This window comes from Halobacillus sp. AWM4_238 (genome assembly GCF_056158265.1).
The window spans coordinates 1825062-1851366 of the sequence record NZ_JBSWSY010000002.1 but is presented as its reverse complement, the minus strand read 5'-3'; the positions used below and the strand labels follow the sequence as shown (position 1 = coordinate 1851366).

Below are 26305 nucleotides of genomic sequence, written 5' to 3'. Positions count from 1 at the left end.
CCCCACAGGACGCAGTCCGAGGAGGCTCACCGCGCTCCCGCGGAAAGCGAGCTATTCCCCGCAGCCCCCATCCACTCAACAAACGTCTCGAAACTGAGTCTTCAAGAATATTGAGCTTTAATGGAAAGTGGTGCAGCGGTCACTTTTTTGAAACCTTTTTGTTACAGAATCGTAATTATAGTATCCATAAAGATAAAGGGGAAGTCGATATGAGTCTTAGACAATTTTACAAATGGACAGGCCTGGTCGTCGTAGGCGTGTTGTTGATTATCGTTCTGCTTACGACATGGTACACCGTGGATGAATCAGAACAGGCCGTGGTCCTTACGTTCGGGAAAGCGGAAGACGGTATAACTGAACCAGGGTTGCACTTTAAAATGCCCTGGCCTATACAGGAAGTAGAGAAAATGTCGAAAGAAACATTTAGTTTAGATTTCGGTTTCGATGATAGCGGAGAAGAAACCGATAAAGTAACGATGATTACAGGGGACGATATGATTTTACAGGCAGACCTCGTCGTTCAATGGAAAATAACGGATCCTGCTGCGTATTTATTTGCCTCTGAAAAACCTGAACAGGTTTTGTTCAATGCCACCTCTTCTTCACTCAGGGGTGTAATTGGAAGTAGTGAGATTGATGAAGCTCTAACTTCTGGTAAGGCTGAAATTGAAAATGAAGTAAGAGAAGGGTTAGTTAGCTTAATTGACAGCTATGAAATTGGCGTATCCATCATAGATGTCCGCCTTCAGGAAGTTGATCTCCCAAACCAGGAAGTACGGTCGGCATTTACAAAGGTGACAGATGCCAGGGAACAAAAACAAAGTAAAGTAAACGAAGCAGAGAAGTATGCCAACCAGAAGCGGGAAGAAGCTCTTGGTGAAAAGGATGCGATCATACAACGGGCGGAGGGTGCGAAAGTAGAGAGAATTCAACAGGCCACAGGTGCTGTTGCGAGTTTTGATGCCCTGTTGGAAGAATACCAAGGAAATGAAACCATAACACGCGAGCGTCTCGTTATGGAAACACTGGAAGAAGTGCTTCCGGAAGCAAACGTGTACATCATGAATGATGATGGAAACACAATGAAATACCTTCCTTTAAACCAAGGAAACGTTCAAAATGTGGTACCTCCTGGTTCGACGGAAGAAGAGGAGAGTGAAGAATCGTGAGTGAAGATCTACTTAATGAAAATGAAAAACAAAAGAATGACCTCAAAAAGTACGTAAAAGCAGGGGTTACCTTACTAGTTATCATAGGAGTCCTACTCATTGGATTGAATTCCATTGTCATTGCTAAGGAGGGAGAATATAAGGTCGTCCGACAATTTGGGGATGTCGTTAAAATTCATGAAGACCCAGGCCTTAAATTCAAGATCCCGTTAGTTCAAGAAGTATCTACTCTTTCTAAGAAAAAGATGGTTTATGACGTCGATGAGAAAGAGATTACCACGTTGGATAAAAAGCGGATGATTATTGACAATTATGCGATTTGGAGCATCACAGACCCTGAAAATATGATTGCTAATGCACGTACAGAAATGAATGCGGAAGCGAGAATGGGAGAATTTATCTTTTCCATTGTCCGATCTGAATTAGGGAAGATGAATTTCTCTGAAATCATTAACGAAGAGGAGAGTTCAAGAGGAGTTCTGAATGAAGAAATTACGGACAAAGTCAATGAGTACTTGCGAAGAGATGATTATGGAATCGTTGTAAACGACGTTCGAATCAAACGTTCAGACCTGCCCGAAGCGAACGAGGAAGCGGTCTTCAACCAAATGATTACAGACCGTGAAAAAATTGCTCAACAGTATTTGTCCAAAGGGGAAGCGGATAAAAGTAGAATTCGAGCAGAAGTGGATCGTGAAGTCCAGGAAATGCTGTCTACAGCGCGTGCAAATGCTGAGAAAATCCGTGCAGAAGGGGAACAGGAAGCCGCCCAGATTTACAATAATGCTTTTTCTCAGGATCCAGAGTTCTACCAACTATATCGTACGTTAGAATCCTATAAGAAGACGATAGATGGAGAGACGACCATTATCCTCCCTCAGGATTCCCCTTATGCCGAATTGCTCTTAGGATATTTCGAATAAATAATAGATCAGGCTCGCCTTTTTCCTCTCTACTCTAAACATGGTAGAATGATGAAAAAGGCGTTTTTTATTAGGAAAGGGTAGACTCAGGTCCTATAGAAGAACCATACATTGATTCAATAAACGAACGAAGACTAAGGTAAAGAAACAGTATAAGATTCTCCTATGCGAATCTTATACAACGAGGAGTGAGCCTATGGCTGAAAAAGTTGTATTAATTGATGGGAACAGTATTGCGTATCGGGCATTCTTTGCACTGCCATTGTTAAACAATGATAAAGGGGTGTACACGAATGCCGTTTATGGTTTTACCACCATGTTGTTGAAAATTCTTGAAGAGGATCAACCTGATCATTTGCTCGTCGCTTTTGATGCTGGAAAAACGACGTTCCGTCATAAAACCTATGAGGATTATAAGGGTGGTCGTCAAAAAACACCTTCCGAACTATCAGAACAGTTTCCTGTGCTGAAGGAACTTTTGGATGCGTTTGAGGTCCCTTACTATCAACTTGACAATTACGAGGCGGACGATATTATCGGAACCCTTGCCACACAAGCAGGAGAAAAAGGTTTAGAAGTTAAAGTGATATCTGGGGATAAGGACCTTCTTCAACTTGTAAATGAACAAATCACCGTGAGCCTTACGAAAAAAGGGATCACGAATGTGGATACATACACCCCATCTTTCCTCATGGAAAAGATGGAAGTACGTCCAGATCAGATCATTGACTTGAAAGCTCTTATGGGAGATAGTTCTGATAATATTCCCGGTGTTCCCGGAGTGGGAGAGAAAACGGCAGTCAAGCTATTAAAACAATTTGATACGCTTGAAAACTTGTATGAGAACGTAAATGAGGTAAGTGGCAAAAAATTAAAAGAGAAACTGGAAACAAATAAAGAAGAGGCGTTAATGAGTCAAAAACTTGTGACGATCGAACGAGCAGCGCCGATTTCAATCAGCATGTCTGATATTGGATATTCAGGGTATCAATCTCAAAAGGTAAGTGAGTTTTTTAAAGATCTTGGGTTCCAGTCCCTTCTTTCCCGTGTTCAAGAAGGTGGAGCGGAATCTGAAGAAATCCAGGACCTTCCTCAGATTGACATAGAAGTGGTGAACGAAATCCGGGCTGATCTATTCACAGGGAAAGAGTCGGTCGTTGTTGAAATGCTTTACGACAATTACCATACTTCACCAGTGGAAGGCATTGCTATTGTAAATGATCAAAGAAAGTTCGTCTTCTCCATGGAAGATGCAAAAAAGTCAGAAGCGTTTCAAACATGGGCAGAAAGTGCAGAAAACGAAAAATGGGTATTTGATGCGAAACGGACGTGTGTGGCGCTTTTACGTCATGGCATTGAATTGAAAGGGATCACGTTCGATCTATTGCTCGCTTCCTATTTGATTAACCCTGCTGAGAATAACCATGATATTCCTGCAATTGGACACCGTTTAGGTGAGACAGCCGTCAAATATGATGAAGAAGTGTATGGTAAAGGCGCAAAAATGAAGCGACCAGATGATGATCAAGAGTTTTATGAGCATATTGGAAGAAAGGCCTCTCTTCTTTATAACATGAAAGCGGATATGGAAAAGAAATTGAAAGATAATGAACAATATGGATTATTCAAAGAACTTGAAATGCCTTTGGCGCTAATTCTTGGACGGATGGAACATCGGGGAGTTTGCGTTGACGTTCAGCGGTTAGAACATATGGGTGAAGAACTTGAAGAACGATTGAACAAGGTTGAACAAGAGATTTACGAACTTGCAGGAGAAAGCTTCAACTTAAATTCACCTAAACAATTAGGTCCCATTTTGTTTGAAAAGCTCGAGCTCCCTGTGATCAAAAAAACGAAGACTGGTTATTCCACGTCTGCGGACGTATTAGAGCAATTGGAAGATCAACATGAAATCATTCCTAAAATTCTACTGAATCGTCAGCTTCGAAAGTTGAAGTCAACTTATATTGAAGGTCTTCTGAAGGTCGTTCATGAAGAGACCGGGAAAATTCATACACGCTTTAATCAAGCTCTCACACAAACCGGGCGATTAAGTTCTACAGATCCTAACTTGCAAAATATCCCGATCCGTCTCGAAGAAGGTCGTAAGATAAGGCAAGCCTTTATCCCTTCCCAGGAAGGATGGGTCATGTTTGCTAGTGATTATTCTCAAATCGAGCTCCGTGTCCTTGCTCATATTGCTCAGGATGAAAAGCTTATGCAGGCGTTTAGAGAAGGGGAAGATATTCACACCCAAACAGCAAGTGAAGTGTTCGGGGTATCGAGCGATGACGTTACTGGTGAAATGAGAAGACAGGCGAAAGCAGTTAACTTCGGAATTGTATACGGGATCAGTGATTATGGGCTTTCCCAAAGTCTTGGTATTTCGCGGAAGGAAGCTCAAGCGTTCATTGATAAATATTTTGAGAGCTATCCTGGAGTGAAGTCTTATATGGATGACACGGTGAGGGAAGCGAAAGAGACAGGGTATGTATCTACATTCATGAACCGTAGGCGATACCTACCTGATATTAAGAGTCGAAATTTCAATAAGCGCAGCTTTGCCGAGCGGACGGCTATGAATACACCGATCCAGGGTAGTGCTGCAGATATCATAAAGAAAGCAATGATTGACCTTGAAGAAAGACTCCAAGAAGAGAAGATGCAAGCCAAAGTTTTGTTGCAAGTGCATGACGAATTAATCATTGAAGCACCAAAAGATGAAGTGAAGCAATTACAGGAGATTGTATCATCCGTCATGGAAAATACCGTAGATTTAGATGTCCCTCTAAAAGTCGATTCTTCTTACGGGGACACATGGTATGATGCAAAGTAAGAGGAGAATGAAACGATGCCAGAGTTACCTGAAGTAGAAACAGTCAGAAAAACATTGAAACACCTCGCATTAGGAAAAGAGATTGAAAAAGTGTCTGTATTTTGGGGGAACATCATCAAACAACCTCAAGACCCTAAAGAGTTCGAACAGTTACTGATTGGACAGACCATTCAGGACATCGACCGGAAAGGGAAATTTCTGATCTTTCATATGGATGACATTGCCCTTGTCTCCCACCTGCGCATGGAAGGGAAATTCGGCGTGTATGAAGGAGCACTAGAGAAGCCTAAACATACCCACGTAATTTTTCATTTTACGGACGGAACTGAACTCCGATATAACGATGTTCGTAAATTTGGTACCATGCATGCTTTTCCAAAAGGGATGGAAATGGAGAACAAACCACTCATTCTATTGGGACCTGATCCTTTCAATGAAGCTTTCAACGTTGAATATTTCTATGAGAAGCTGAATAAAACCTCAAGAAATATGAAAGCCGTTCTGCTTGACCAGTCGATCGTGGCTGGATTAGGAAATATATATGTGGACGAAGCCCTCTACAGAGCAGGGATTCATCCTGAACGAATTGCGAATACACTGACTAAAGCTGAAGTTGAAAAAGTCCGTGAAGCAAGTATCTCTGTTATCCTTGAGGCCATTGAACAAGGGGGAACGACCATTCGTTCCTATTTGAACAGTCAAGGAGAAATCGGGATGTTCCAGCAGAAGCTTCGTGTTTATGGGAAGCAGGATACAGATTGTGTCCAATGTGGAACTCCAATTACGAAGTTGAAGGTTAGTGGAAGAGGAACGCATATCTGTCCTACATGCCAGCCTTTACACATTCCTAGGTAAACCCCCATATACTATCCCACAGCTTAAGTTATGAAGGTGTGGGATGCATGGGGATTGGCATGTTCATTTTTTTGTTCGTCACGGCAGTCAGCATCGATAGTTTTGGGATTGGCTGCGTATTAGGTTTGAAAAAAGTCGGCCTTACATTAAGAGGCGTCTTTTTAATAGCGATTGTTTCAGGGTGTATGTTTTTGTTGTCCTCCTACTTCGGTCATTTATTAGCGGCAGTTGTGGCAGCGGACGACGCTGAACGTGCAGGGGCACTTGCGTTAATTGGAATTGGTATCTATTTTCTATGGCAGTTTTTCAAAAAAGAGAAGGATAGTGAAGCGAAGAAGGAACCATGGCTTAACCCGGCAAAAGTACTGAATGATCCTATAGCAGCGGATGTTGATCACTCCGGTGGTATCCGTGGAAAAGAAGTATGGCTTTTGGGAGCTGCATTATCTCTCGACACAATAGGTGCTGGAATCAGCGGGGCGCTCATGGGAATTCCGATTTTATTCACAGCGATTATGATTACCGTCGCCACTTTTTTTATGCTCGGTTGTGGGATGTTAAGCGGTTCAAAGCTTAGTGATAAAGCAGAAAGTTTATCCATTTTACCAGGCGTATTACTCATAATCATTGGTTTGATTAAATTATCTTAAGGAGGTGTCAGGATGACTTTAGTCATTGGATTAACGGGAAGTATTGCAAGTGGAAAAAGCACAGTAGCTAAGATGTTCAAAGATATGGCTATTCCTGTTATTGATGCCGATCAAATATCGAGGGATGTCGTGCAGCCCGGAGAACCTGCTTTTCAAGATATCATAGAGGTTTTTGGAGAAGAAGTGATTGAAGAGGGCGGGGGTCTTGATAGGAAAAAGCTCGGAAAAATCGTCTTTGCCGATGAGAAAAAAAGAGAGCGCTTGAATGGAATTGTCCACCCTAGAGTGAGAGAAGAAATGATCAGGCGGCGGGAGCAATATAAACAGCAACAATATCAAGCGGTCGTCCTGGATATTCCTCTCTTATTCGAAAGCAACTTAACTGACTACGTAGAAAAAATTCTCGTGGTTTATGTGGATGAAAAAACACAATTGAAGCGATTGATGGAAAGGGATGAATCGAATCGAGAGGATGCTGAAGAACGCATTCACGCACAGATACCTGTGAAAAAGAAAGCAGATATGGCCGATGCGGTCATTGATAACACGGGATCTGTTGAGGAAAGTTTACAGCAATTAAAAGACATACTTCAAGGTTGGAACATCGTATAATAACACGTCTGGGTAGACGTGTTATTTTTTGTAGAAAGTTTTCATTCTTTATGTAAAACCGCTTACAATATGTTATACTAATTTAGGAATTGGAGAGTAAAAGTATATCATATATAGGGGGCTGGAACAGCATGGGGAAAACAAAGATTGCTATTAATGGTTTGGGAAGAATTGGTCGCATGGTATTTAGAAAGGCTGTGGCGGATGAATCTATGGAGTTGGTAGCCGTTAATGCAAGTTATCCAGCCGAAACAATTGCTCACATGATCAAATATGACAGTGTGCATGGACGTTTTCAAGGGGAAGTCAATGTCGTTGACGGGGACTTAGTCGTCAATCGAAAGAAAATAAAGCTTTGCTCTACAAGAAACCCATTGGAACTGCCGTGGGATGCACTGGATATCGATATTGTAATCGAAGCAACAGGCAAGTTTAAAACCAAAGAAGAAGCAGGTCTCCACTTGGAATCTGGAGCTAAAAAAGTAATTATTACTGCGCCAGGAAAACAAGTAGATGCAACAATCGTGATGGGTGTCAATGAAGAATCCTATAGGCCTGATCGTCACGATGTCATCTCGAATGCCTCCTGCACTACGAATTGTCTCGCCCCTGTAGTAAAAGTGTTGGAGGATGAATTCGGCATTGAAAATGGTTTAATGACAACGGTCCACGCCTTCACTAACGATCAGAAGAATTTAGATAATCCACATAAAGACTTACGACGGGCTCGTGGTTGTACTCAATCGATCATCCCTACATCAACTGGAGCTGCAAAAGCCCTAGGAGAAGTGATTCCGACTCTTCAAGGGAAGTTGAACGGGATGGCCTTGCGTGTACCGACTCCCAATGTATCGCTTGTTGATCTTGTCGTGGATTTAAAGAGGGAAGTTACGACAGAAGAAGTGAATGAAACCTTTGAGAAAATGGCTATGGGCGGGATGAAAGGAATCTTGGAATACAGTGAAGAACCACTCGTTTCCATTGATTACACAACATCTTCATCCTCAGCTATCATCGATGGACTATCTACACAAGTCATCGATGACCGTAAAGTAAAAGTGCTGGCCTGGTATGACAATGAGTGGGGTTATTCCTGCCGAGTGGTAGATCTTGCTAAGTATGTTGGTAATATGATGAAACAAGAAAAAGAGGCCCGCGTGTCATAAACCATTCGCACCCTATTGTATCTATGCTCCTCCCGAAACCAGCAAGATGATATGTACGAGAGGCAGTAAAATATTTCTTGCAAATTAGGGGTAAACCATATATACTTTCTCTTGAACTTCTGAATTTCATATAAATTCATGTCTACTCAAAGGGTTAGGACCTCTCAGGACTAACTTTCCCCCGTGGTAGTGCATGGCTGTTATTTCAGAGGTAATGAAGAGTGAATGTACAAAGGGGGATCCTTAATATGGATACAATGGGAAGACACGTAATTGCTGAACTGTGGAATTGTAATGAAGAAAAATTGAACAATATGTCGTATATAGAACAAGTTTTTGTAGATGCTGCCCTTAAAGCAGGTGCAGAAGTGCGAGAAGTCGCGTTTCATAAATTTGCCCCTCACGGAGTTAGTGGTGTCGTCATTATTTCTGAATCACATTTGACGATTCATAGCTTCCCAGAGCATGGGTATGCAAGTATTGACGTTTATACATGCGGAGACCGCATTGATCCTAATGTTGCTGCTCAGTACATCGTTGATGCACTAGAAGCGGGTAAAAATGAAACCGTAGAAGTACCTAGAGGAATGGGACCTGTAGAAGTACAGCAGTCTCGCGCTCTATAATGGAAAGAGAAGCCGCGCAGTCATTCTGCGTGGCTTCTTTTATCTTTATAAACCATTTGATAGATGGTTGGATTCGACTCCGGAGTTCAACGAATGCAGGGTTCTTAGAGACTAGAATACGAGATAATAGAGCGTCGTTTTCAGGGAATAATCCATAGTGTTTAGAACACGCTCGTTTTCGTTGGGTTTCAATAATCATTTCTTATTTTCATAAGTCATGTTAAAATAAAGGGAGATTATGTCGAATGGAATTGAAGGGGTTAGGTAAGTGAAAGCATTTATTTCCAGGTATTTCAGCAATCATTCCGAAACGAGTGAAAAGCATAAGGATTCTGCGCTTGTCACACACTACTATAAAGCTAAGCATGATGATCTTTTCCGTGCTGTTGAAGGACTGTTTCCGTCGCCTTCAGAAATTGTTGCAAGCTCTAAAGAACGTGGGGAACTGACCGTCAAGTATAAAGGAAACAGACGTGCGTTTATTGTTGTGACGGTCATTATGGTACGTCCTTTTCGAACAGCCGTTGACTTTTCTGTTACCACAGACTCAGGAGGTCCGGTTGATTTTGGGTACAGCCGGAATCTAATCGTTCAGCTTTATAAAAAATTAGACAGTCAGTTCACAACGGTGGACCCTTCCTGAGTACTGCCGAAAAGAAGATGATGTGGAGTTGATCATACGTGAAGTGCCCGAATTGCCACTATAAAAGTACAAAAGTCCTTGATTCCAGGCCCATTGAAGAAGGACAGGCGATCAGACGACGCAGGGAATGTGAACAATGCCAATTCCGATTTACAACGTTTGAACGGATCGAAGAAGTTCCGCTGATCGTTGTGAAAAAGGAAGGCACAAGGGAAGAGTTCAGTCGTGAAAAGCTGATGCGTGGACTGATCCGAGCTTGTGAAAAGAGACAAGTGGCCGTGGAGGAACTGGAAGGCGTGACCATGGATATTGAAAAGGAACTAAGAAATCGTGGCGTGTCTGAAGTCATGAGTGAAGATATTGGTGAAATGGTGATGGAGCGTCTGTCTGACATTGATGAAGTTGCTTATGTTCGTTTTGCTTCCGTATATCGACAGTTCAAGGACATCAATGTTTTCATCGACGAATTAAAGGAATTAATTAAACATGAAGACAATGAATGAGCCTGTTCCGGCTCATTTTCTTTTTCTGGGATTAACGTTTTTTGTAAGGGAGATCTTGATTTTTTAAGATTTGAAATGAATCTTGACTTCCTTATTGAATGAGTGAATAAGCTTTAACGATTGAAGGAGGTGGAGACGGTGAGTTACTCTATTGGCAAACTTCTCCCAGTGGACGGGTTTAAAATTATACGTAGTGGAGAACTGCCTCGTAGTTTTCATCGTTCCTTGTCACATTTATACCAGCCGATTGTAGGGAGATTGGCTGTTTCTCTTTATCATGTCCTTATATCCGAATCGGAAATGGTTGAAGGAGGACAAGTACAGTCTCACCATACCTTGATGTCTTACCTTTCTGCACCTTTGGACAGAATATATGAAGCGAGGGGGAAATTAGAGGCCATCGGGCTTCTACGGACGTTCCGCTCATATGATGAAGACCAACAGGCCGTATATCTCTACTCTGTCCGTCCTCCGTTTTCTCCTGAAGAATTCTTTCTCGATGATATGCTTTCCTTACTGCTTTATCATGAGCTGGGTAAGGAGAAGTATGACCGTTTAAAAAGCCGTTTAGTAAACACTGAACAAACGATTGAGGGTTTTACTGAAGTAACGGCTACTTTTGATGAAGTTTTTCATAATAAAATGATTGAAACCGTCCAAAGAGAAACGGAAGCCATTGCAAAGCAGCAAAATCATCAGCAAGAATCAAGAGGTCCGGTAGCGTCCATGGATCGAGTAGACTTTCATTGGCTGAACCATGCTTTAAAGAAGCGAATGTATCCATCAGAGCAAATCTTAACAGGTCGGAACAAAAAATTAATTGTCCAACTTGCTACGTTGTATGACTTATCAAACACGGAGTTGGAAAAAGCCGTCACATGGGCCATTGATGAAAATCACTACTTAGTTGAAGAAGAGTTGAAGGCAGCCTGTCATGATTTCATGAAGGAACAAACAAATGACAGCCAAAAGGATGCCGCTTTAGATCGTAGAGAGAAAATGAAGGTCGAAGATACACCATCAAGTGGGACGAAAGAAGATCAGTTCATTCAAATGCTGGAGGAGATCTCTCCAAGGGAATTGCTTGAAGATGTATCCAGTGGAAACCGGGCATCAGAGCAAGACTTGAAAATGATTCGTGACGTAATGACGGAACAAGGGATAGAACCAGGGGTTATGAATGTTCTCGTTCATTACGTGTTGTTAAAAACGGATATGAAATTGTCTAAGCCTTACCTTGAGAAAATTGCAAGTCATTGGGCAAGGAAAAATGTCACAACGGTTAGACAAGCGATGAACCTCGCGAAAGCTGAACATCAAAAGTACCAGCAATGGGGTAAGCAGAAATCCTATAAGCGTAAAAATCAAAAAGAAGAAGTGATCCCTGCCTGGTTTAACCAGCAAGAAGGACCTCAACATGAGAAGGGGAAATCTGTACAAGTCAATACAGACGATATAGCAGCAAGGATTAAGAAACTGACTAACAAAAGTAATTAAAAGGGGGGAGACCATTGGAACCTATTCAACAGTCGTTGAAAAAATGGATGCGTAACAACGAACAGTTTCAAAAACGAATGAACCATATGAAAGCGGAAGTTATGGAATCTTCAGAAGTGAAAAAGTTGATGCAGGAGCATGAGGAGTTAACAGAAGAAGCGATCGAGAAACAATTGATCAAACTCTATGAGTACCGAACTCAATCCAAAAACTGTGAAAAGTGTCCGTCGCGTGAAGAGTGTATCAACATCTTACCAGGGTATGTTCCAAGAGTAGAGGTGGAAGGCTCTGACGTGAAATTGATTTATGATAAATGTCGCCGTCAACGGAAGCACGAGCAACAGGAAGAGCAAAAGTCTTTAGTGAGAAGTCTGCATATGCCACGTGAAATTCTTGAAGCCTCTTTAGAGCGGATGGATCTTCAAGACCCTGATCGGGGAGCTGCGGTGGAGCGGACCGTTCATTACATTGAAAACCTAAACGATGAATTGCCAAGTAAGGGACTGTACTTTCATGGACCATTTGGTGTAGGGAAAACTTATTTCCTAGGAGCGATCGCCAATGAGTTAAGCTCGAAAAACATCCCTTCCATGGTCATCTACATGCCCGAATTCGTAAGGGAAATTAAAGCTTCCATTAAAGATGACTCTATGAATGAAAAGATTGAAGCATTTAAGGAAGTTCCTGTACTCATGCTTGATGATATTGGGGCAGAATCTCAATCCGCCTGGTTTAGAGACGAAGTCCTTGGCAGCATTCTCCATTACCGGATGATGGAAAGACTTCCTGTTTTCTTCACTTCAAACTATAATTTAAATGAGTTAGAAAAAGTGTTGATGACGAGTAACCGTGGAGATGTAGAACAAGTGAAAGCGAAAAGAATCACTGAGCGAATCCGCCAGCTTAGTGAAGGTGTCCATGTAAATGGTCGGAATAGGCGCGGATAGCGATTACAAAACTGAAGACACTAGCATGATTCCCACCTCTCTCACATAGATATAACAGGGAATAGCCAACTTTATGTCATAGGTGAATCATCTTTTAATGGTTGATTTTCAGTAAAAGCCCTGAGGTCTTCCATTGAACATAGAAGTTGAATGAAGTCGGGACGAGGGGGAATTCTGGTGTTTTGCATTCATTTTTCTAACCGTACGGAAGCGGTCCTATTCTATAATGCTATTGTCTCAGAACAAAAACTTTGGATTTTCAAGGAACAGAAAGACGGATTTGATGTGAGGTTGATGAATGCTTCTTTAAATGGAGCTTCTTATGTGGAGGCCATTCGAGCTTTTTTACAATTGATTCGGAAAAGGAAAATGCTCGGATGGATGGAAGGTGTGTTGAAATACCGGTACCATTATGAAGATGTCCAAGAAATACAGCGGATGCTTGAAATAGGACAAGACTTCGAAGATAAACCACCAGGGGGCCTCCACCTTCCGCCGATTTACCACTATTTGCGCGCGTTTATCCAGGATTACTTAATTGCCAGAAGTTTTGTAGATTTTGACGAGCTCAGTGCTGCTTGCTTGCAGTCCGTTCATGAATCGCTTATTGATTACACAGGGAAAATCATTGATGAATACAAACAAGAAGAGTCCTATCAACTGTTGGTTGATTCGTGGCGCCATAGGGTCCACCATAAAGACACAGGCGTGCAGTTGCTCCATTTGCTCGATGATGGTCGTTTAACCTATTATCATGATGAAGGGAATCCGATTAGTGAGTCAGAAACGAAGTTGTACATGAAGCAATATCCGGATAATTGTATTGCTCATCTTCCGGTCGAATGGCCGGTCACTCCAGCCCTTGCTCATGCACCTGATGAGTTGATCATTTACTCGGACGAAACCGATCATTCCAACTTGGAGTTATTAATGAATATCTTTGAAGAAAAAGCTTCTTGGAGGCCTAAATCACAATTTCCTTTCAAAATGGGTTGATTTCCTTTTCCTAAATGGATATAATAACGTACATATCTAAACAACGGCTTGGAAAAGGACACGAACATAAAGTGACGCGAGATCAGAGAGAGGAGCCATCGGCTGGAAGCTCCTTGTTGACGGCTTTATTGTTTACCACCTTGGAGCTCTGTCTGTGAACATATGATTAGTAATAGACAGCGTCTGATCCGCGTTAAGGAGAATGAAGCCGCATGGTCAAACTTTGCGGGAATTTGGGTGGAACCACGAGTGATAACGCTCGTCCCTTAGCTTATATGCTGAGGGACGGGCGTTTTTTATATTTATTTTAGATAAAAGGAGTGTTAAACATGTCGAATGCGATTCAAATCAAATTTCCAGACGGTAACATAAAGGAGTTTGAGAGAGGTACGACAGGTGAAGAAATCGCACAGTCGATCTCCCCTGGCTTGAAAAAACAAGCCCTAGCAATCAAGTTAGACGGCGAACCATATGATTTGAGAAGGCCGATTGAACAAGATGGTGACATCGAAATCTTGACATATAAAAATCCAGAAGGTTTGGAAGTGGTCCGTCACTCATCTGCTCACCTAATGGCACAGGCGATTAAACGTCTGTATGGCAACGTGAAGCTTGGTGTCGGTCCAGTAATTGAAAACGGATTTTATTATGATATCGATATGGAAGAGTCTCTTACACCTGAAGACCTTCCTAAGATTGAAAAAGAAATGCAGCGCATCGTCGATGAGAATTTAGAAATCGAACGCATTGAGCTTTCACGTGAAGAAGCGATTGAGAAGTATAAAGAGATCGGTGATGATTTGAAACTGGAGCTGATCGAAGCGATCCCTGAAGGAGAGCAGGTGACTATCTATCAGCAGGGAGAATTTTTCGATCTTTGCCGTGGGGTCCATGTTCCGCAAACAAGTAAAATCAAAGTCTTCAAGCTTTTGAGCATTTCTGGTGCCTACTGGCGTGGAGACAGCGATAATCAAATGTTGCAGCGGATTTATGGTACAGCGTTTGAAAAGAAAGCTCACCTTGACGAGTACTTGCAAATGCTTGAAGAAGCAAAAGAAAGAGATCATCGTAAATTAGGGAAAGAACTAGACATTTTCACAGTCAATCAAAAGGTCGGCCAAGGATTACCCATGTGGCTTCCAAAAGGAGCAACTATCCGTCGTACAATTGAGCGTTACATTGTAGACACAGAGGAACGCCTGGGATATGACCACGTTTATACACCGGTACTAGGTAGTGTGGACTTGTACAAAACAAGTGGGCACTGGGATCATTATCAGGATGATATGTTCCCGACAATGGAAATGGATAACGAAGATCTCGTTCTTCGTCCGATGAACTGCCCACACCATATGATGATTTACAAAAATCAACTGCACAGCTACCGTAATCTTCCGGTACGTATCGCTGAGCTAGGCATGATGCACCGTTACGAAATGTCCGGCGCACTTGCAGGATTGCAGCGTGTACGTGCAATGACATTGAATGACGCCCACATCTTCGCTCGTCCGGATCAATTGAAGGATGAATTCAAACGTGTTGTTCGTCTCGTACAGGAAGTGTATCGCGACTTTGGTATCAATGATTACTACTTCCGCCTTTCCTACAGAGATCCTGAGGATAAAGAAAAGTATGTCGACAATGACGCGATGTGGGATAAAGCCCAGGCGATGTTGAAAGAAACGATGGAAGATATGGAGCTTGAATATGTAGAAGCAGAAGGAGAAGCGGCCTTCTACGGTCCAAAACTCGATGTTCAAGTGAAGACAGCTCTTGGAAAAGATGAAACACTGTCTACTGTTCAATTAGACTTCCACTTGCCAGAGCGCTTCGACCTGACATACGTTGGAGAAGACGGAGAAGATCACCGTCCCGTTGTTATTCATCGTGGAGTCGTATCAACAATGGAACGCTTTGTTGCTTTTCTTATTGAAGAGTATAAAGGAGTATTCCCAACTTGGCTCGCTCCAGTTCAAGCGAAGATCATCCCAGTATCCGCGGACGTACATCTTGATTATGCGAAGAAACTTGAAGATGAATTACGTGAAGCAGGAGTGCGTGTCGAAGTCGATGAGCGTAACGAGAAAATCGGTTACAAGATCCGCGAAGCTCAAATGCAGAAAATTCCATTCCAGCTTGTGGTTGGTGACAAAGAAATCGAAGACCATGCGGTTAACGTCCGTCGCTACGGGGAACAGAATTCCGATACTAAACCGGTGGAAACATTCAAACAAGAAATCCGCAACGAAATTGATCAAAAACTGCTACGGAAGTAAAAGAACAAAACCCGAAAGCTTTCATAAGCTTTCGGGTTTTTGGTTTCTTTCTATCTATTCAGCTATATGGCAGGATTGTGGAAGACTCAGTTTCGAGATACTTATATGGCAGAGGGGAATGGGGAGACTCCTGCGGAAAGCGAGCTATTCCCCGCAGCCCCCATCCACTCAACAAAAGTCTCGAAACTGAGTCTTCAAGAAAAGGGAGCTATAGTGGAAGAAGATGTATGGTTTGGCCATGTAAAAAAGCCTTGATTTTTGTGGGTTCATGGCTTATCCTAGTTTAAGTAGTCATGTCGACGGAGTTTAGTTGTTGACATGCATCATAAGGCATGCTATTATAATTTAGGTAACTGAATGAACGGATCTAGAGACAAGTAGGAGCACCCGCTTCTCACCTGATCGACGCATAGCGCAGTTGGCAGGTCACTTATTCCTTTGATTATTAGGAGTCGTGTGGGTGCAGTATGTGTACCGACACTTTTTTTATTTGCATCAGGAAATCTTGTCGATGACAGATCTCATATAAGTTTTCTAAAATTTGTTGGAGGTGGCTCGATATTAGCAAGGATAACATGAACGTTAATGAAAAAATCCGTGCCCGTGAAGTTCGTCTGATCGACGTGAATGGTGAGCAACTTGGAGTTAAATCACGTAACGAAGCTCTTGATATTGCAGCAAATGCAAATCTTGACCTTGTTATGGTGGCACCAAATGCGAAGCCTCCGGTTTGCCGAGTGATGGACTACGGTAAATATCGTTTCGAGCAGCAAAAGAAAGAAAAAGAAGCTCGTAAGAAACAAACGGTCATCAAAGTCAAGGAAGTTCGTCTCAGCCCAGGGATTGAAGACCATGACTTTAATACAAAACTTCGTAACGCACGTAAGTTCTTGTCTAAAGGTGACAAAGTGAAAGCATCTGTCCGTTTCCGCGGGCGTGCAATCACACACAAAGAACTTGGACAAAAAGTACTTGAACGCATGGCGGATGAGTGCAAAGACATTGCCCAAGTTGAGACCAAGCCTAAAATGGAAGGTCGTAGTATGTTCTTAATGCTTGCTCCTCTTAACGAGAAGTAAGGAACTGAATCAAGTTAAAGGAGGAAATTCACATGCCAAAAATGAAGACCCATAAAGGTTCTCAAAAACGCTTCAAAAAGACTGGAACAGGTAAGGTGAAACGTTCTCACGCTTACACTAGCCACTTGTTCGCGAACAAATCTACAAAACAAAAGCGTAAGTTGCGTAAAGATGCACTAGTTTCTGCTGGAGACTACCGCCGCATCAAGCACATGCTTCCAAACGACTAATATCGATTGATTTAAATAGGAGGGATTACCATGCCACGAGTAAAAGGTGGAACAGTGACACGTCAACGTCGTAACCGTGTCCTTAAACTAGCAAAAGGTTATTATGGTTCAAAACATGCACTATTCAAAACTGCAAAACAACAAGTAATGAAATCAGGTCAGTATGCTTACCGTGACCGTCGTCAGAAAAAACGCGACTTCCGTAAGCTATGGATCGCTCGTATCAACGCTGCAGCGCGTTTGAACGACATTTCTTACAGCCGTCTAATGCACGGTTTGAAGCTTGCAGGTATTGAAGTTAACCGTAAAATGCTAGCTGATCTTGCTGTAAACGATGAGCAAGGTTTCGCAAGCCTAGCAGAGCAAGCTAAATCTGCTCTTAAGTAATAAAATGACAATGAAAAGAGCCATTTCCGAACGGTAGGAAATGGCTCTTTTTTATACTCATAAACTTAAGAATATACATAGTACGTTAGACAATATTTTGAAGGAAGGTATTTTTTTATGGATTTTGTTATCCTTGCAGGGATATTTGGAATCGTCATCAACCTCATCCTTTTCATTATGATGGGGGTAGATAAACGTCGATCTAAAAGAGGATCTTGGCGTATTGAAGAAAAAAGACTCTGGGGAGTGGCTTTAGCAGGAGGAGCGCTTGGAGGTTGGATAGGTATGATGGTATTTAGGCATAAAACGAAACATACTTCGTTCAAGTTCGGGTTTCCTCTTCTCACCCTCTTGTATTTCGCAGGGGTCGTCTATCTGGTGGATCAGTTCTATCTCTAACCCCTCTGTCATATTATGTAGACAGGGAGGGGGATGAGATGGGCGAAACAGCAAGTGCCATTTTCACATGGTTAGAACATCAAGAAGCCTGGGCACCGCTCTTATTCATTGCTATTCATTTATTACGACCATTTTTGTTTTTACCCGTTATGCTCGTTTGTATCACGGGTGGCGTCTTGTTTGGACCAATAGCTGGAAGTGCGTATTCGGTGGTAGGTACAATGCTCTCAAGTTTATTGTTTTATCGCACCATCAGGCTCGTTCCTTCTGGCTTAAAAAAATTGAGGTCGTTAAAAGAAAAATGGCTAAAGAAAAACGCTCATTTGACAGTAAAACAAGTGGCAGTCTTAAGACTTGTACCATTTATTCATTTTCACTTACTATCCTATTGTCTATTGGAGATTAGTGCAGACTTTAAAGAATATGCGAAATCATCTTTATTTGCGAATTTACCTTTGGCAGTCGTCTATACATCTGTCGGACAATGGATTACCTTATTATCCATTCCAGTGATGATTTTATTTTCCGGTGCTTTAATCGGTTTAAGTTTTTTAATACGCAAAAAATATGAAGTATTCTTATGGAAAGATTTTTTCCAGACGAGTCCATAAAGGAAAGCCTCACTCAAAGGAGTGGGGCTTTTTTTCATCGTGATTGTTTAGTGGTTGGATAATCAAACGATTCATTGGGTATTTCCACTCAATAGAAGCATAGGGATAGCGAATCAAGATTTCTTTCTCCATAAAGTAAAGATCTTCTCTATCCAGTCCTTGTAACCTTTCAGGGTTGTGTACACTCACACTAATATTAATGACCTCAAAAGCATCCTCCGTGGCCCCTAAATATTTCTCGCCTTCGAACACATGTCCTTTTAGTGTCATTAAAAAGTTTTCCTTTGAATTCTCCTTATTATCATGAAAATAAAATTGTTTCTTGTCCTTGGCAAGCTCTAATTTTCTCCGTGGATTGACAATGAATTTATAGGCGGTATAAATAATGAAGGCTATGGCAATCAGTAAGAGCAACCGGAATAATAGGATGATCATTTCTTTCATCTCCCTGTAACTGTTCTTTTGCTTCCATACGTATGAACGTATCCTTTTGTTTCAAAAAATGATACATTTAATGAGAAAATTTTTAAAGAGGGCTCTGTTAATCCTGTTGATGATTATTTAAGGAAATGGAAGGATTCTGTAAGACTTGATTTCGAGACTTTTGTTAGAGCTAAGGGGCTCCGGGAAAAGGTTCGCTTTCCGTGGGCGAGTGATGAGCCTCCTCGAGCTAACGCTCTGCGGGGTCTCATCTACCACGCACTTCCCACAGGAGTCTCACCGTCTCCCTCCGCCCCTCGGCCATGGAAGATTCTCGAAACCACACCTAAAAGATTAGCTTTTATCATTAACGATAGTGGATTATATTAACCGCTCCACAGAACGTAAAACTTGATGCAGAGTGCTTTATACTTCTAACAGTCGGATAGTGGAAGACAATCCAACATGGTAAAGGGGTTCGTTCTCTCCTACATCGAATGGGGTGGTTGGGAAGCTGCGAGACTCCCGTGGGAGAAAGGAGATCGGCGAGATCCCGCAGGGCATTAGCCCGAGGAAGCTCGCCACTCCCCCACAGGAAAGTGTTCAAATGCGGAATCGCCCTGGTAGACACGACTGGCATAAGCAGAACAGCAACGGAATGTGCCCTTTCATTCCTTGCTGTTCTGCTTATGACGCGAGTGTCTGGGCGATGGAGCTAGACGAGTTGCTTCCCAGCCACCCCTGACGCTCAACCAGGCAACGAACCCCGGGAACATCTCGAAACTGAGTCTTCCACAATCGGGAGCTTATATATAATGAGCAATGAGATTTAACAGATCATAATATAGAGGAGTGGTAGAGGATGAATTGGGACAGTTTGTATAGTATGCAGTGGAAATTAGATCATTATATAGAAGAGCAGCACGGGATTGAGAAAGGACAGAAGGTTGAGGAAAAAGTACTTGCGCTGCTTGTGGAATTAGGGGAACTTGCTAATGAAACCCGTTGCTTTAAGTTTTGGAGTACAAAAGGGCCGAGTGAGAAATCTGTGATCTTGGAAGAGTATGTAGATGGTGTCCACTTCCTGCTTTCTCTGGGATTAGATCTTGATTACCGTTATACATCTACTTCACTGGTGGAATCCAATTCCCAAACAACAGCTTTTCTATCTGTTTATTCTTCAATTGAGCATTTGAGGGTGGAAAAGAATGAACAATCCTATGTGAAAGCTTTTTATGATTATTTAGTTCTTGGTCTTACACTAGGAATTACCGAAAAAGAGTTGATTGATGCGTACGAAAGAAAAAATGCCATTAATTTCGAGCGTCAAAATGAAGGGTATTAACTGCAGGAAACTGAATTTTTTGTGAAATCGCTTCAAAAGGTTTATAATATCCATTGGATAGGAAAAGGAGGAAAGGTTACATATGGCTAAAAAAGACGAAACACTACAAATGTTGAAAGATTTGACTGATGCTAAAGGAGTACCAGGGAATGAGCGAGAAGCTCGTGATGTGATGAAGCAATACATCGCTCCATTCGCCGACGAAGTGTTTACAGATAACTTAGGCAGCTTGATCGCTAAAAAGGTAGGGAATAAAAAAGGCCCGAGTGTCATGGTGGCTGGTCACCTGGATGAGGTCGGTTTCATGGTTACCCGCATTGATGATCAAGGGTATATATACTTCCAAACGGTTGGCGGCTGGTGGAGTCAGGTCATGCTTGCCCAGCGTGTGACAATCATGACACGTAATGGTGATTTGACAGGTGTGATTGGATCCAAACCCCCACACATCCTGCCTCCAGAGCAACGTAAAAAAGCCGTAGATATTAAAGATATGTTCATTGACATTGGTGCTTCAAGCAAAGAAGAAGCGATGGAATTTGGTGTGAAACCTGGAGACTCCGTTGTTCCATATTTTGAATTTACCCAAATGAAAAATGAGAAGATGCTTCTAGCAAAAGCTTGGGATAACCGTATTGGTTGTGCGATCGCCATTGAAGTACTTAAACAGTTGAAAGGTGAAAAACACCCGAATATCGTGTATGGTGTTGGCACCGTTCAAGAAGAAGTAGGTCTGCGCGGGGCTCGAACGTCTGCGAACGTCATCAATCCTGACATCGCATTTGGTGTGGATGTTGGTATTGCCGGAGATACACCTGGCGTGTCAGACAAAGATGCTTCAAGCAAGATGGGTGAAGGTCCTCAGATCATTCTCTATGATGCATCCATGATCTCGCATAAAGGCCTTCGTGATTTTGTTACAGACACGGCGGATGCCAATGAGATTCCATATCAATTTGATTCACTTGCAGGCGGAGGCACGGACTCTGGTGCGATTCACTTGAGTCATGATGGTGTTCCTGCTTTGTCTATTACAATTGCAACACGTTATATTCACTCTCATGCAGCGATGCTTCATCGCGATGATTTTGAAAATGCGGTTCGCTTGATTGTTGAAGTAATTAAGGGACTTGATGCAGATAAAGTGCAGGAAATAACTTTTAATTAAATCACGACGACGTAAAAAGCCAACCTGTTTCAGGTTGGCTTTTTATTATTGGTTCTGCTTTAATCCCTGTTCTAATGTATCCAGGATTTCCTGCTTTTCTTGTTCATTCGATTCTTTCCATAACATTTCAAAAAAGACACCAAGACCAGGAAGCATTTTTTCTTCCCCTTTTTGCAAGGCATCATCAATGGTAGCTTCTAATTGTTCGGCATTATGGCCACTGACGTTAGAAAGAATCGCTGCTCTTAAATTTAAGTTCATCGGTCATTCAACCTCCTTTTCTGCATAACTTCATGAATATTCTTCTTTAGTTTGACCAACCATAGTTCTGCTATGTATGATGAATGAGAAATAAACATGCAAATGAGGGACTACTATGCTGACTTCCTTACAGAATACAAAGGTGAAGGAATGGAAAAAACTACATAAACGCAAATATAGAAATCAGACAGGAACTTTTATTGTAGAAGGGTTTCATCTTGTGGAAGAGGTGTTAAAAAGCGATTGGGAGATAGTTGAAATGATTGTTCGGGAAGGAACGGATTTTTCAATCCCAGAAGATATGACCACTGTAACGGTCAATGATTCTGTATTTCGGGCCATTGCAGAAACTGAAACACCTCAAGGCATTGCAGCGGTCGTAAAGCAGAAGGAGCCAAGGGTAAATCAATCGGCATTGACATTAATGCTTGACTCCGTTCAGGACCCTGGGAATGTAGGTACACTCATTCGCACCGCCGATGCGGCAGGGTTTGACCAGGTGATTTTAGGTTCAGGAACAGTAGATGCCTACAATGATAAAGTCATACGAGCTACACAAGGGTCGATTTTCCACATCCCTGTCGTCGCAGGAGAGCTAAATGACTTCATAGGACCTATGAAAGAAGAGGGGATCCAGATTTGGGCTTCTGCTCTTAAGGATGCTGTTCCTTTTCAAGAACTTAAAGCTCCTTCTAAAGCAGCACTCATCGTAGGGAATGAAGGACAGGGAATTCAGGAAAAACTTCTAGATGAAGCAGACCAATGTGTATATATTCCGATTTATGGACAGGCGGAATCCCTGAATGTGGGAATAGCAGGTGCTGTTCTTATGTATCATTTAAAGGGATGAGGTTGCATCCATAGGCTTCTTTGACTATAATATATTCAGTTGATTAAAATTAAACAATGAAAAGCTTAGAAAGAGCAAAGTAGATAAATGTAGATCGTTATAGGGAGGAAGCACCTTGGACTGGAAGTGTTTCTAACGTGGCATGTATCGAAATTTCACTCTGGAGCTGGCCTGTGGCCCGGATTTTGTCCGTTATTCTCATCAAAGTGGGCACATGTACATGTGTGTCAACAAGGGTGGTACCGCGAAACGATTATACAAGTCTCGTCCCTTTCCAGGGATGAGGCTTTTTTTATTTTCTTTTCATGTTGATGCCTTAGTAAAGGTCCTACACATGAATGGGAAATGAGTCGAAACGATTTTAAAGGAGGAAAAAGCATGAAGGAACGTTTAGAAGAGCTGCAACAGGAGGCCCTGACAAAAGTTGATCAGGCAGATTCTGTTCAAGGCTTGAAGGATGTAAGAGTCGAATACTTAGGAAAAAAGGGTCCGATTACAGAAGTTCTTAGAGGAATGGGGAAATTGTCCAAAGAAGAACGTCCAGTCATTGGGCAGTTGGCTAATGATGTTCGTGAAACGATCGCTCAAGCCATTGAGACGAAGCAAACGTCGCTTGAGGACGCTGCATTAGAAAAACAATTGGAAGAAGAGAGCATTGATGTCACTCTTCCTGCCCGTCCTGTAAAAATTGGAGGTCCTCACTTGTTGACGAGTATCGTAGAAGAAATTGAAGATCTCTTCATCGGTATGGGCTTTGAAATCAAAGAAGGACCTGAAGTGGAGACGGATTATTACAACTTTGAAGCACTGAATTTGCCGAAAGGGCACCCGGCAAGGGATATGCAGGATTCTTTCTATGTCACTGAAGAACTCTTGATGCGTACCCATACATCGCCTGTTCAAGCCCGTACAATGGGAGCAAAAGATGGAAGCGAACCAGTGAAAATGATTTGCCCTGGTAAAGTGTATCGCCGTGACACGGATGATGCGACTCACTCTCACCAGTTCACTCAAATTGAAGGGTTGTTAGTCGATAAGAATGTGCGAATGAGTGATTTGAAAGGCGTTTTGAATGCATTCGCGAAACAAATGTTCGGAGCTGATCGTGAAATACGTCTGCGTCCAAGCTTTTTCCCTTTCACTGAACCATCCGTTGAAATGGACATTTCCTGTAAAGTATGTGGAGGAAAAGGATGCTCCGTATGTAAAGGAACCGGATGGATCGAAATTCTTGGAGGTGGAATGGTCCACCCGAACGTCCTTGAGATGGCAGGCTATGATCCAAAAGAATATTCCGGATTCGCATTCGGTATGGGACCAGAGAGAATCGCCATGCTGAAATATGGAGTGGATGATATTCGTCACTTCTATACCAATGATATCCGATTCTTAGAACAGTATCACAAGGCTTAAAGGAGGAATGAAATCATGCTCGTATCATTAAATTGGTTGCAAGAATATATCGATGTCAGTCGTTATACCCCGGAGGAACTGGCAGAAATCATTACGAAGACAGGGATTGAAGTGGAAAGTGTAGAACCTGTAGCGGAAGAGGTCACAGGCGTTGTTGTGGGGTATGTCCAATCGTGTGAACAGCACCCGAACGCAGATAAACTGAACCTTTGCCAAGTTAACGTCGGAGAAGAAACGCTTCAGATTGTATGTGGAGCACCGAACGTAGCTGAAGGTCAGAAAGTTCCTGTAGCTACACCCGGAGCAGTACTTCCAGGAAACTTCAAGATAAAAAAGACGAAGCTTCGTGGAGAGGTATCGAACGGTATGATCTGTTCCCTTCAAGAACTTGGTGTGGATGAAAAAGATGTACCGAAAGAATTCGCTGAGGGGATCTTTGTATTTCCTGAAGATGTGGAAATCGGAGCGAATGCGGTTTCCTTATTGAATCTCGATGATTTAATCATCGAGCTTGGATTAACACCAAACCGTTCAGATGCACTAAGCATGGCTGGCGTAGCTTATGAAGTAGCAGCAGCTATTGATGGCACGTATGAATTGGCAGAAGAAAATGTCCAAACTTCTGATGAAAAAACATCAGATCATATCTCCGTCGTCGTGGAAGATTCAGAGGCCAATCCTTACTACGGGGCATTCATTATTAAAGATATTCAAGTGGGACCATCTCCACTATGGATGCGCAACCGCCTGACAGCAGCAGGCATCCGTCCAATCAACAATGTCGTGGACATTACCAACTATGTACTTATGGAGTATGGCCAACCACTTCATGCTTTTGATTACGACCGTTTTGGTTCAAACACTATCGTTACACGCCGTGCCAAAGATGGAGAAAAAGTGACAACGCTTGATGATCAGGAACGCACACTGAAAAGCGATCATCTCGTCATTACGAATGGGGAAAAAGCTCATGCCATTGCTGGCGTTATGGGCGGTGCAGAATCAGAGGTTCAAGATGATACGACGACAATCATTCTTGAGGCCGCGTTTTTCCATCCATCTGTCGTGCGTGAAGCTTCCAAAGATCACGGGCTTCGTAGTGAATCGAGCACTCGTTTTGAAAAAGGGGTCGATCCAAACCGTGTAGAACGTGCAGGTCTGAGAGCATGTGAACTTCTTACAACGTATGCTGGAGGAACCGTATTGGATGGAGTGGTTTTCCATGATGAACTGGACCGTTCGGAGAAGCAAGTCACTGTAAATACAAATACGATCAATGATCGACTTGGAACGGATATTTCTAACGAGGATATCGCTGATATTTTCCGTCGTTTGCAGTTCAATTATGACCAAAACGGGAATGATTTCCATGTGTCTATTCCGACACGCCGTGGGGACATTACCATTTTTGAAGATATGCTAGAAGAAGTGGCTCGTATTTATGGTTACGATAACCTGCCGTACACCCTTCCGCAAGGGGCTTCTCAAGCTGGTGGGTTGACACTTGAGCAGCTGCTGAAACGTAAAGTGAAAGCATACTTTGAAGGTGCTGGACTTCATGAGACCATTACCTATTCTCTAACACATGAAAATAAAGCTCAAATGCTTTTAAGCCCTGAAGTGAAAGAAAAATCGGTAAGCCCTGTCGCTCTCGCTATGCCGATGAGTGAAGATCATGGCACGCTTCGTTTGAGCATGGTTCCTGAGTTGTTAGAATCCTTATCTTACAACGTTGCGCGTAAACAGGATAACCTTGCTTTTTATGAAGTCGGTACCGTCTTCATAAGTGAGGAAGAAAAAGTAACGAAACAGCCAGAAGAAATGCTGCGTGCATCAGGTGCCATTACAGGTGAATGGCTCTCCCACCCGTGGCAGCAGGAGAAAAAATCCGTCGACTTCTTCGTGGCCAAAGGAATCTTGGAAGGGCTGAGCGAGCTGTTGGACCTTTCATTTAGTTATGAAAAAACGAAGCTGGACCATATGCACCCAGGACGTACGGCGACTGTTTCCATCAATGGGAAAGTGATCGGCTTCATTGGTCAGGTTCATCCTAAGCTTCAAAAACAGCTTGGACTGAAGGAAACTTATGTTTTCGATGTAAACTTGGAAACTCTTATTGAAGAATATACGAAAGAAGAGAAATTCCAAACAATCCCACGCCACCCTTCTGTTTCTCGTGACATTGCACTTGTCGTTGATGAGAAGGTGACCGCAGGGTCTATTGAGGCGACGATTGCTGAAGCTGGAAGTCCATTAGTGAAGGATGTTCAAGTCTTTGACCTTTACCAAGGGGAACATCTAGAGGAAGGCAAAAAGTCTCTCGCTTTCCGACTGCTTTACTTGGATCCGCTTCGTACGTTGAAGGACCAAGAAGTAGAAGAAACTCACAACGCTATCCTAGACGCGGTGAAAAATCAGCATCAAGCTGAACTTCGTGGGTAAA

Annotated in this window: 26 protein-coding genes and 2 other annotated features; of the genes, 24 read left to right on the top strand and 2 right to left on the bottom strand. The window is 42.5% G+C overall.

The window, feature by feature from the left end; translation table 11 throughout:
• Positions 1 to 209 precede the first annotated feature (209 nt).
• The 19 genes from hflK (at position 210) to ACXACN_RS09495 (ending at position 18405) form a co-directional block, all read left to right on the top strand.
• Entirely contained in the window at positions 210 to 1169 is a 960-nt protein-coding gene (gene hflK / locus ACXACN_RS09585; RefSeq protein ID WP_474964027.1) for an FtsH protease activity modulator HflK, read from the top strand.
• Positions 1163 to 2092: a protease modulator HflC gene (gene hflC, locus ACXACN_RS09580; protein ID WP_474966842.1), complete on the top strand. Its 930-nt coding sequence runs from the start codon at positions 1163 to 1165 to the stop codon at positions 2090 to 2092. Before hflK ends, hflC begins: the two co-directional genes overlap by 7 nt.
• Positions 2093 to 2288: 196 nt before the next feature.
• Positions 2289 to 4928 (top strand): DNA polymerase I, encoded by a 2640-nt coding sequence (polA, locus tag ACXACN_RS09575; RefSeq protein WP_474964026.1) that lies wholly within the window; start codon positions 2289 to 2291, stop codon positions 4926 to 4928.
• A 15-nt stretch (positions 4929 to 4943) separates the two neighbouring features.
• On the top strand, positions 4944 to 5783 hold the full coding sequence (gene mutM / locus ACXACN_RS09570) for a DNA-formamidopyrimidine glycosylase (protein ID WP_474964024.1): 840 nt from the start codon (positions 4944 to 4946) through the stop codon (positions 5781 to 5783).
• Between the two features lie 47 nt (positions 5784 to 5830).
• Positions 5831 to 6433: a manganese efflux pump gene (locus tag ACXACN_RS09565; RefSeq protein ID WP_474964023.1), complete on the top strand. Its 603-nt coding sequence runs from the start codon at positions 5831 to 5833 to the stop codon at positions 6431 to 6433.
• Between the two features lie 12 nt (positions 6434 to 6445).
• On the top strand, positions 6446 to 7045 hold the full coding sequence (gene coaE / locus ACXACN_RS09560) for a dephospho-CoA kinase (RefSeq protein ID WP_474964021.1): 600 nt from the start codon (positions 6446 to 6448) through the stop codon (positions 7043 to 7045).
• Between the two features lie 131 nt (positions 7046 to 7176).
• The gene (locus tag ACXACN_RS09555; protein WP_474964020.1) at positions 7177 to 8211 is read left to right on the top strand and encodes a glyceraldehyde-3-phosphate dehydrogenase; all 1035 of its coding nucleotides are present in this window, start codon (positions 7177 to 7179) and stop codon (positions 8209 to 8211) included.
• Positions 8212 to 8459: 248 nt separating this feature from the next.
• Positions 8460 to 8837: an adenosylmethionine decarboxylase gene (gene speD / locus ACXACN_RS09550; RefSeq protein ID WP_474964018.1), complete on the top strand. Its 378-nt coding sequence runs from the start codon at positions 8460 to 8462 to the stop codon at positions 8835 to 8837.
• Positions 8838 to 9105: 268 nt separating this feature from the next.
• Positions 9106 to 9480, top strand: a complete 375-nt coding sequence (locus ACXACN_RS09545) for a cytosolic protein (RefSeq protein WP_474964016.1) — start codon at positions 9106 to 9108, stop codon at positions 9478 to 9480.
• A gap of 38 nt (positions 9481 to 9518) precedes the next feature.
• Positions 9519 to 9983 (top strand): transcriptional regulator NrdR, encoded by a 465-nt coding sequence (gene nrdR / locus ACXACN_RS09540; protein WP_474964014.1) that lies wholly within the window; start codon positions 9519 to 9521, stop codon positions 9981 to 9983.
• A gap of 138 nt (positions 9984 to 10121) precedes the next feature.
• Positions 10122 to 11480, top strand: coding sequence for a replication initiation and membrane attachment family protein (locus ACXACN_RS09535; protein WP_474964012.1), 1359 nt, complete (start codon positions 10122 to 10124; stop codon positions 11478 to 11480).
• 14 nt (positions 11481 to 11494) lie between these two features.
• The gene (dnaI, locus tag ACXACN_RS09530) at positions 11495 to 12427 is read left to right on the top strand and encodes a primosomal protein DnaI (protein ID WP_474964011.1); all 933 of its coding nucleotides are present in this window, start codon (positions 11495 to 11497) and stop codon (positions 12425 to 12427) included.
• A gap of 177 nt (positions 12428 to 12604) precedes the next feature.
• On the top strand, positions 12605 to 13423 hold the full coding sequence (gene ytxC, locus ACXACN_RS09525; protein WP_474964009.1) for a sporulation protein YtxC: 819 nt from the start codon (positions 12605 to 12607) through the stop codon (positions 13421 to 13423).
• Between the two features lie 329 nt (positions 13424 to 13752).
• Positions 13753 to 15699: a threonine--tRNA ligase gene (thrS, locus tag ACXACN_RS09520; RefSeq protein ID WP_474964008.1), complete on the top strand. Its 1947-nt coding sequence runs from the start codon at positions 13753 to 13755 to the stop codon at positions 15697 to 15699.
• A 369-nt stretch (positions 15700 to 16068) separates the two neighbouring features.
• Positions 16069 to 16192, top strand: a sequence feature (ribosomal protein L20 leader region).
• 82 nt (positions 16193 to 16274) lie between these two features.
• Positions 16275 to 16778 (top strand): translation initiation factor IF-3, encoded by a 504-nt coding sequence (gene infC / locus ACXACN_RS09515; RefSeq protein WP_474964006.1) that lies wholly within the window; start codon positions 16275 to 16277, stop codon positions 16776 to 16778.
• Between the two features lie 32 nt (positions 16779 to 16810).
• Entirely contained in the window at positions 16811 to 17008 is a 198-nt protein-coding gene (rpmI, locus tag ACXACN_RS09510) for a 50S ribosomal protein L35 (protein ID WP_079479460.1), read from the top strand.
• A gap of 30 nt (positions 17009 to 17038) precedes the next feature.
• Positions 17039 to 17395: a 50S ribosomal protein L20 gene (gene rplT / locus ACXACN_RS09505; RefSeq protein ID WP_035509566.1), complete on the top strand. Its 357-nt coding sequence runs from the start codon at positions 17039 to 17041 to the stop codon at positions 17393 to 17395.
• A 117-nt stretch (positions 17396 to 17512) separates the two neighbouring features.
• Positions 17513 to 17794 carry a DUF1294 domain-containing protein gene (locus ACXACN_RS09500; RefSeq protein WP_474964005.1) on the top strand — a complete coding sequence of 94 codons (282 nt, stop codon included), beginning with the start codon at positions 17513 to 17515 and terminating at the stop codon, positions 17792 to 17794.
• A gap of 38 nt (positions 17795 to 17832) precedes the next feature.
• Complete coding sequence (locus ACXACN_RS09495; RefSeq protein ID WP_474964004.1) at positions 17833 to 18405, top strand: TVP38/TMEM64 family protein; 573 nt, start codon at positions 17833 to 17835, stop codon at positions 18403 to 18405.
• A 9-nt stretch (positions 18406 to 18414) separates the two neighbouring features.
• Here ACXACN_RS09495 and ACXACN_RS09490 read toward each other — a convergent pair whose 3' ends face one another.
• A complete protein-coding gene (locus tag ACXACN_RS09490; RefSeq protein ID WP_474964002.1) occupies positions 18415 to 18840 on the bottom strand; it encodes a sigma-w pathway protein ysdB in 426 nt (141 codons plus the stop codon).
• An 847-nt stretch (positions 18841 to 19687) separates the two neighbouring features.
• On the opposite strand from ACXACN_RS09490, the gene ACXACN_RS09485 reads away from it, so the two are divergent.
• Positions 19688 to 20170 carry a dUTP diphosphatase gene (locus ACXACN_RS09485; protein WP_474964001.1) on the top strand — a complete coding sequence of 161 codons (483 nt, stop codon included), beginning with the start codon at positions 19688 to 19690 and terminating at the stop codon, positions 20168 to 20170.
• Between the two features lie 82 nt (positions 20171 to 20252).
• A complete protein-coding gene (locus ACXACN_RS09480; RefSeq protein WP_474963999.1) occupies positions 20253 to 21338 on the top strand; it encodes a M42 family metallopeptidase in 1086 nt (361 codons plus the stop codon).
• A gap of 45 nt (positions 21339 to 21383) precedes the next feature.
• Here the strand turns inward: ACXACN_RS09480 and sspI are convergent, their stop codons facing one another.
• Positions 21384 to 21599, bottom strand: coding sequence for a small acid-soluble spore protein SspI (gene sspI, locus ACXACN_RS09475; protein WP_474963998.1), 216 nt, complete (start codon positions 21597 to 21599; stop codon positions 21384 to 21386).
• A gap of 115 nt (positions 21600 to 21714) precedes the next feature.
• Between sspI and ACXACN_RS09470 the strand changes: the two genes are divergently transcribed.
• From ACXACN_RS09470 to pheT, 3 genes are all read left to right on the top strand, one after another.
• Positions 21715 to 22449, top strand: a complete 735-nt coding sequence (locus tag ACXACN_RS09470; RefSeq protein WP_474963996.1) for a TrmH family RNA methyltransferase — start codon at positions 21715 to 21717, stop codon at positions 22447 to 22449.
• Positions 22450 to 22506: 57 nt separating this feature from the next.
• Positions 22507 to 22724: a binding site (T-box leader), on the top strand.
• A 103-nt stretch (positions 22725 to 22827) separates the two neighbouring features.
• Entirely contained in the window at positions 22828 to 23862 is a 1035-nt protein-coding gene (gene pheS / locus ACXACN_RS09465) for a phenylalanine--tRNA ligase subunit alpha (RefSeq protein ID WP_474963995.1), read from the top strand.
• Between the two features lie 15 nt (positions 23863 to 23877).
• The gene (pheT, locus tag ACXACN_RS09460) at positions 23878 to 26304 is read left to right on the top strand and encodes a phenylalanine--tRNA ligase subunit beta (protein WP_474963993.1); all 2427 of its coding nucleotides are present in this window, start codon (positions 23878 to 23880) and stop codon (positions 26302 to 26304) included.
• Position 26305 lies beyond the last annotated feature (1 nt).

Coding starts and splice junctions, on each gene's coding strand:
- hflK (WP_474964027.1), top strand. CDS start 210: ATGAGTCTTAGACAATTTTACAAATGGACAGGCCTGGTCGTCGTAGGC.
- polA (WP_474964026.1), top strand. CDS start 2,289: ATGGCTGAAAAAGTTGTATTAATTGATGGGAACAGTATTGCGTATCGG.
- mutM (WP_474964024.1), top strand. CDS start 4,944: ATGCCAGAGTTACCTGAAGTAGAAACAGTCAGAAAAACATTGAAACAC.
- ACXACN_RS09565 (WP_474964023.1), top strand. CDS start 5,831: ATGGGGATTGGCATGTTCATTTTTTTGTTCGTCACGGCAGTCAGCATC.
- coaE (WP_474964021.1), top strand. CDS start 6,446: ATGACTTTAGTCATTGGATTAACGGGAAGTATTGCAAGTGGAAAAAGC.
- ACXACN_RS09555 (WP_474964020.1), top strand. CDS start 7,177: ATGGGGAAAACAAAGATTGCTATTAATGGTTTGGGAAGAATTGGTCGC.
- speD (WP_474964018.1), top strand. CDS start 8,460: ATGGATACAATGGGAAGACACGTAATTGCTGAACTGTGGAATTGTAAT.
- thrS (WP_474964008.1), top strand. CDS start 13,753: ATGTCGAATGCGATTCAAATCAAATTTCCAGACGGTAACATAAAGGAG.
- infC (WP_474964006.1), top strand. CDS start 16,275: ATGAACGTTAATGAAAAAATCCGTGCCCGTGAAGTTCGTCTGATCGAC.
- rpmI (WP_079479460.1), top strand. CDS start 16,811: ATGCCAAAAATGAAGACCCATAAAGGTTCTCAAAAACGCTTCAAAAAG.
- rplT (WP_035509566.1), top strand. CDS start 17,039: ATGCCACGAGTAAAAGGTGGAACAGTGACACGTCAACGTCGTAACCGT.
- ACXACN_RS09500 (WP_474964005.1), top strand. CDS start 17,513: ATGGATTTTGTTATCCTTGCAGGGATATTTGGAATCGTCATCAACCTC.
- ACXACN_RS09495 (WP_474964004.1), top strand. CDS start 17,833: ATGGGCGAAACAGCAAGTGCCATTTTCACATGGTTAGAACATCAAGAA.
- ACXACN_RS09490 (WP_474964002.1), bottom strand. CDS start 18,840: ATGATCATCCTATTATTCCGGTTGCTCTTACTGATTGCCATAGCCTTC.
- ACXACN_RS09485 (WP_474964001.1), top strand. CDS start 19,688: ATGAATTGGGACAGTTTGTATAGTATGCAGTGGAAATTAGATCATTAT.
- ACXACN_RS09480 (WP_474963999.1), top strand. CDS start 20,253: ATGGCTAAAAAAGACGAAACACTACAAATGTTGAAAGATTTGACTGAT.
- sspI (WP_474963998.1), bottom strand. CDS start 21,599: ATGAACTTAAATTTAAGAGCAGCGATTCTTTCTAACGTCAGTGGCCAT.
- ACXACN_RS09470 (WP_474963996.1), top strand. CDS start 21,715: ATGCTGACTTCCTTACAGAATACAAAGGTGAAGGAATGGAAAAAACTA.
- pheS (WP_474963995.1), top strand. CDS start 22,828: ATGAAGGAACGTTTAGAAGAGCTGCAACAGGAGGCCCTGACAAAAGTT.
- pheT (WP_474963993.1), top strand. CDS start 23,878: ATGCTCGTATCATTAAATTGGTTGCAAGAATATATCGATGTCAGTCGT.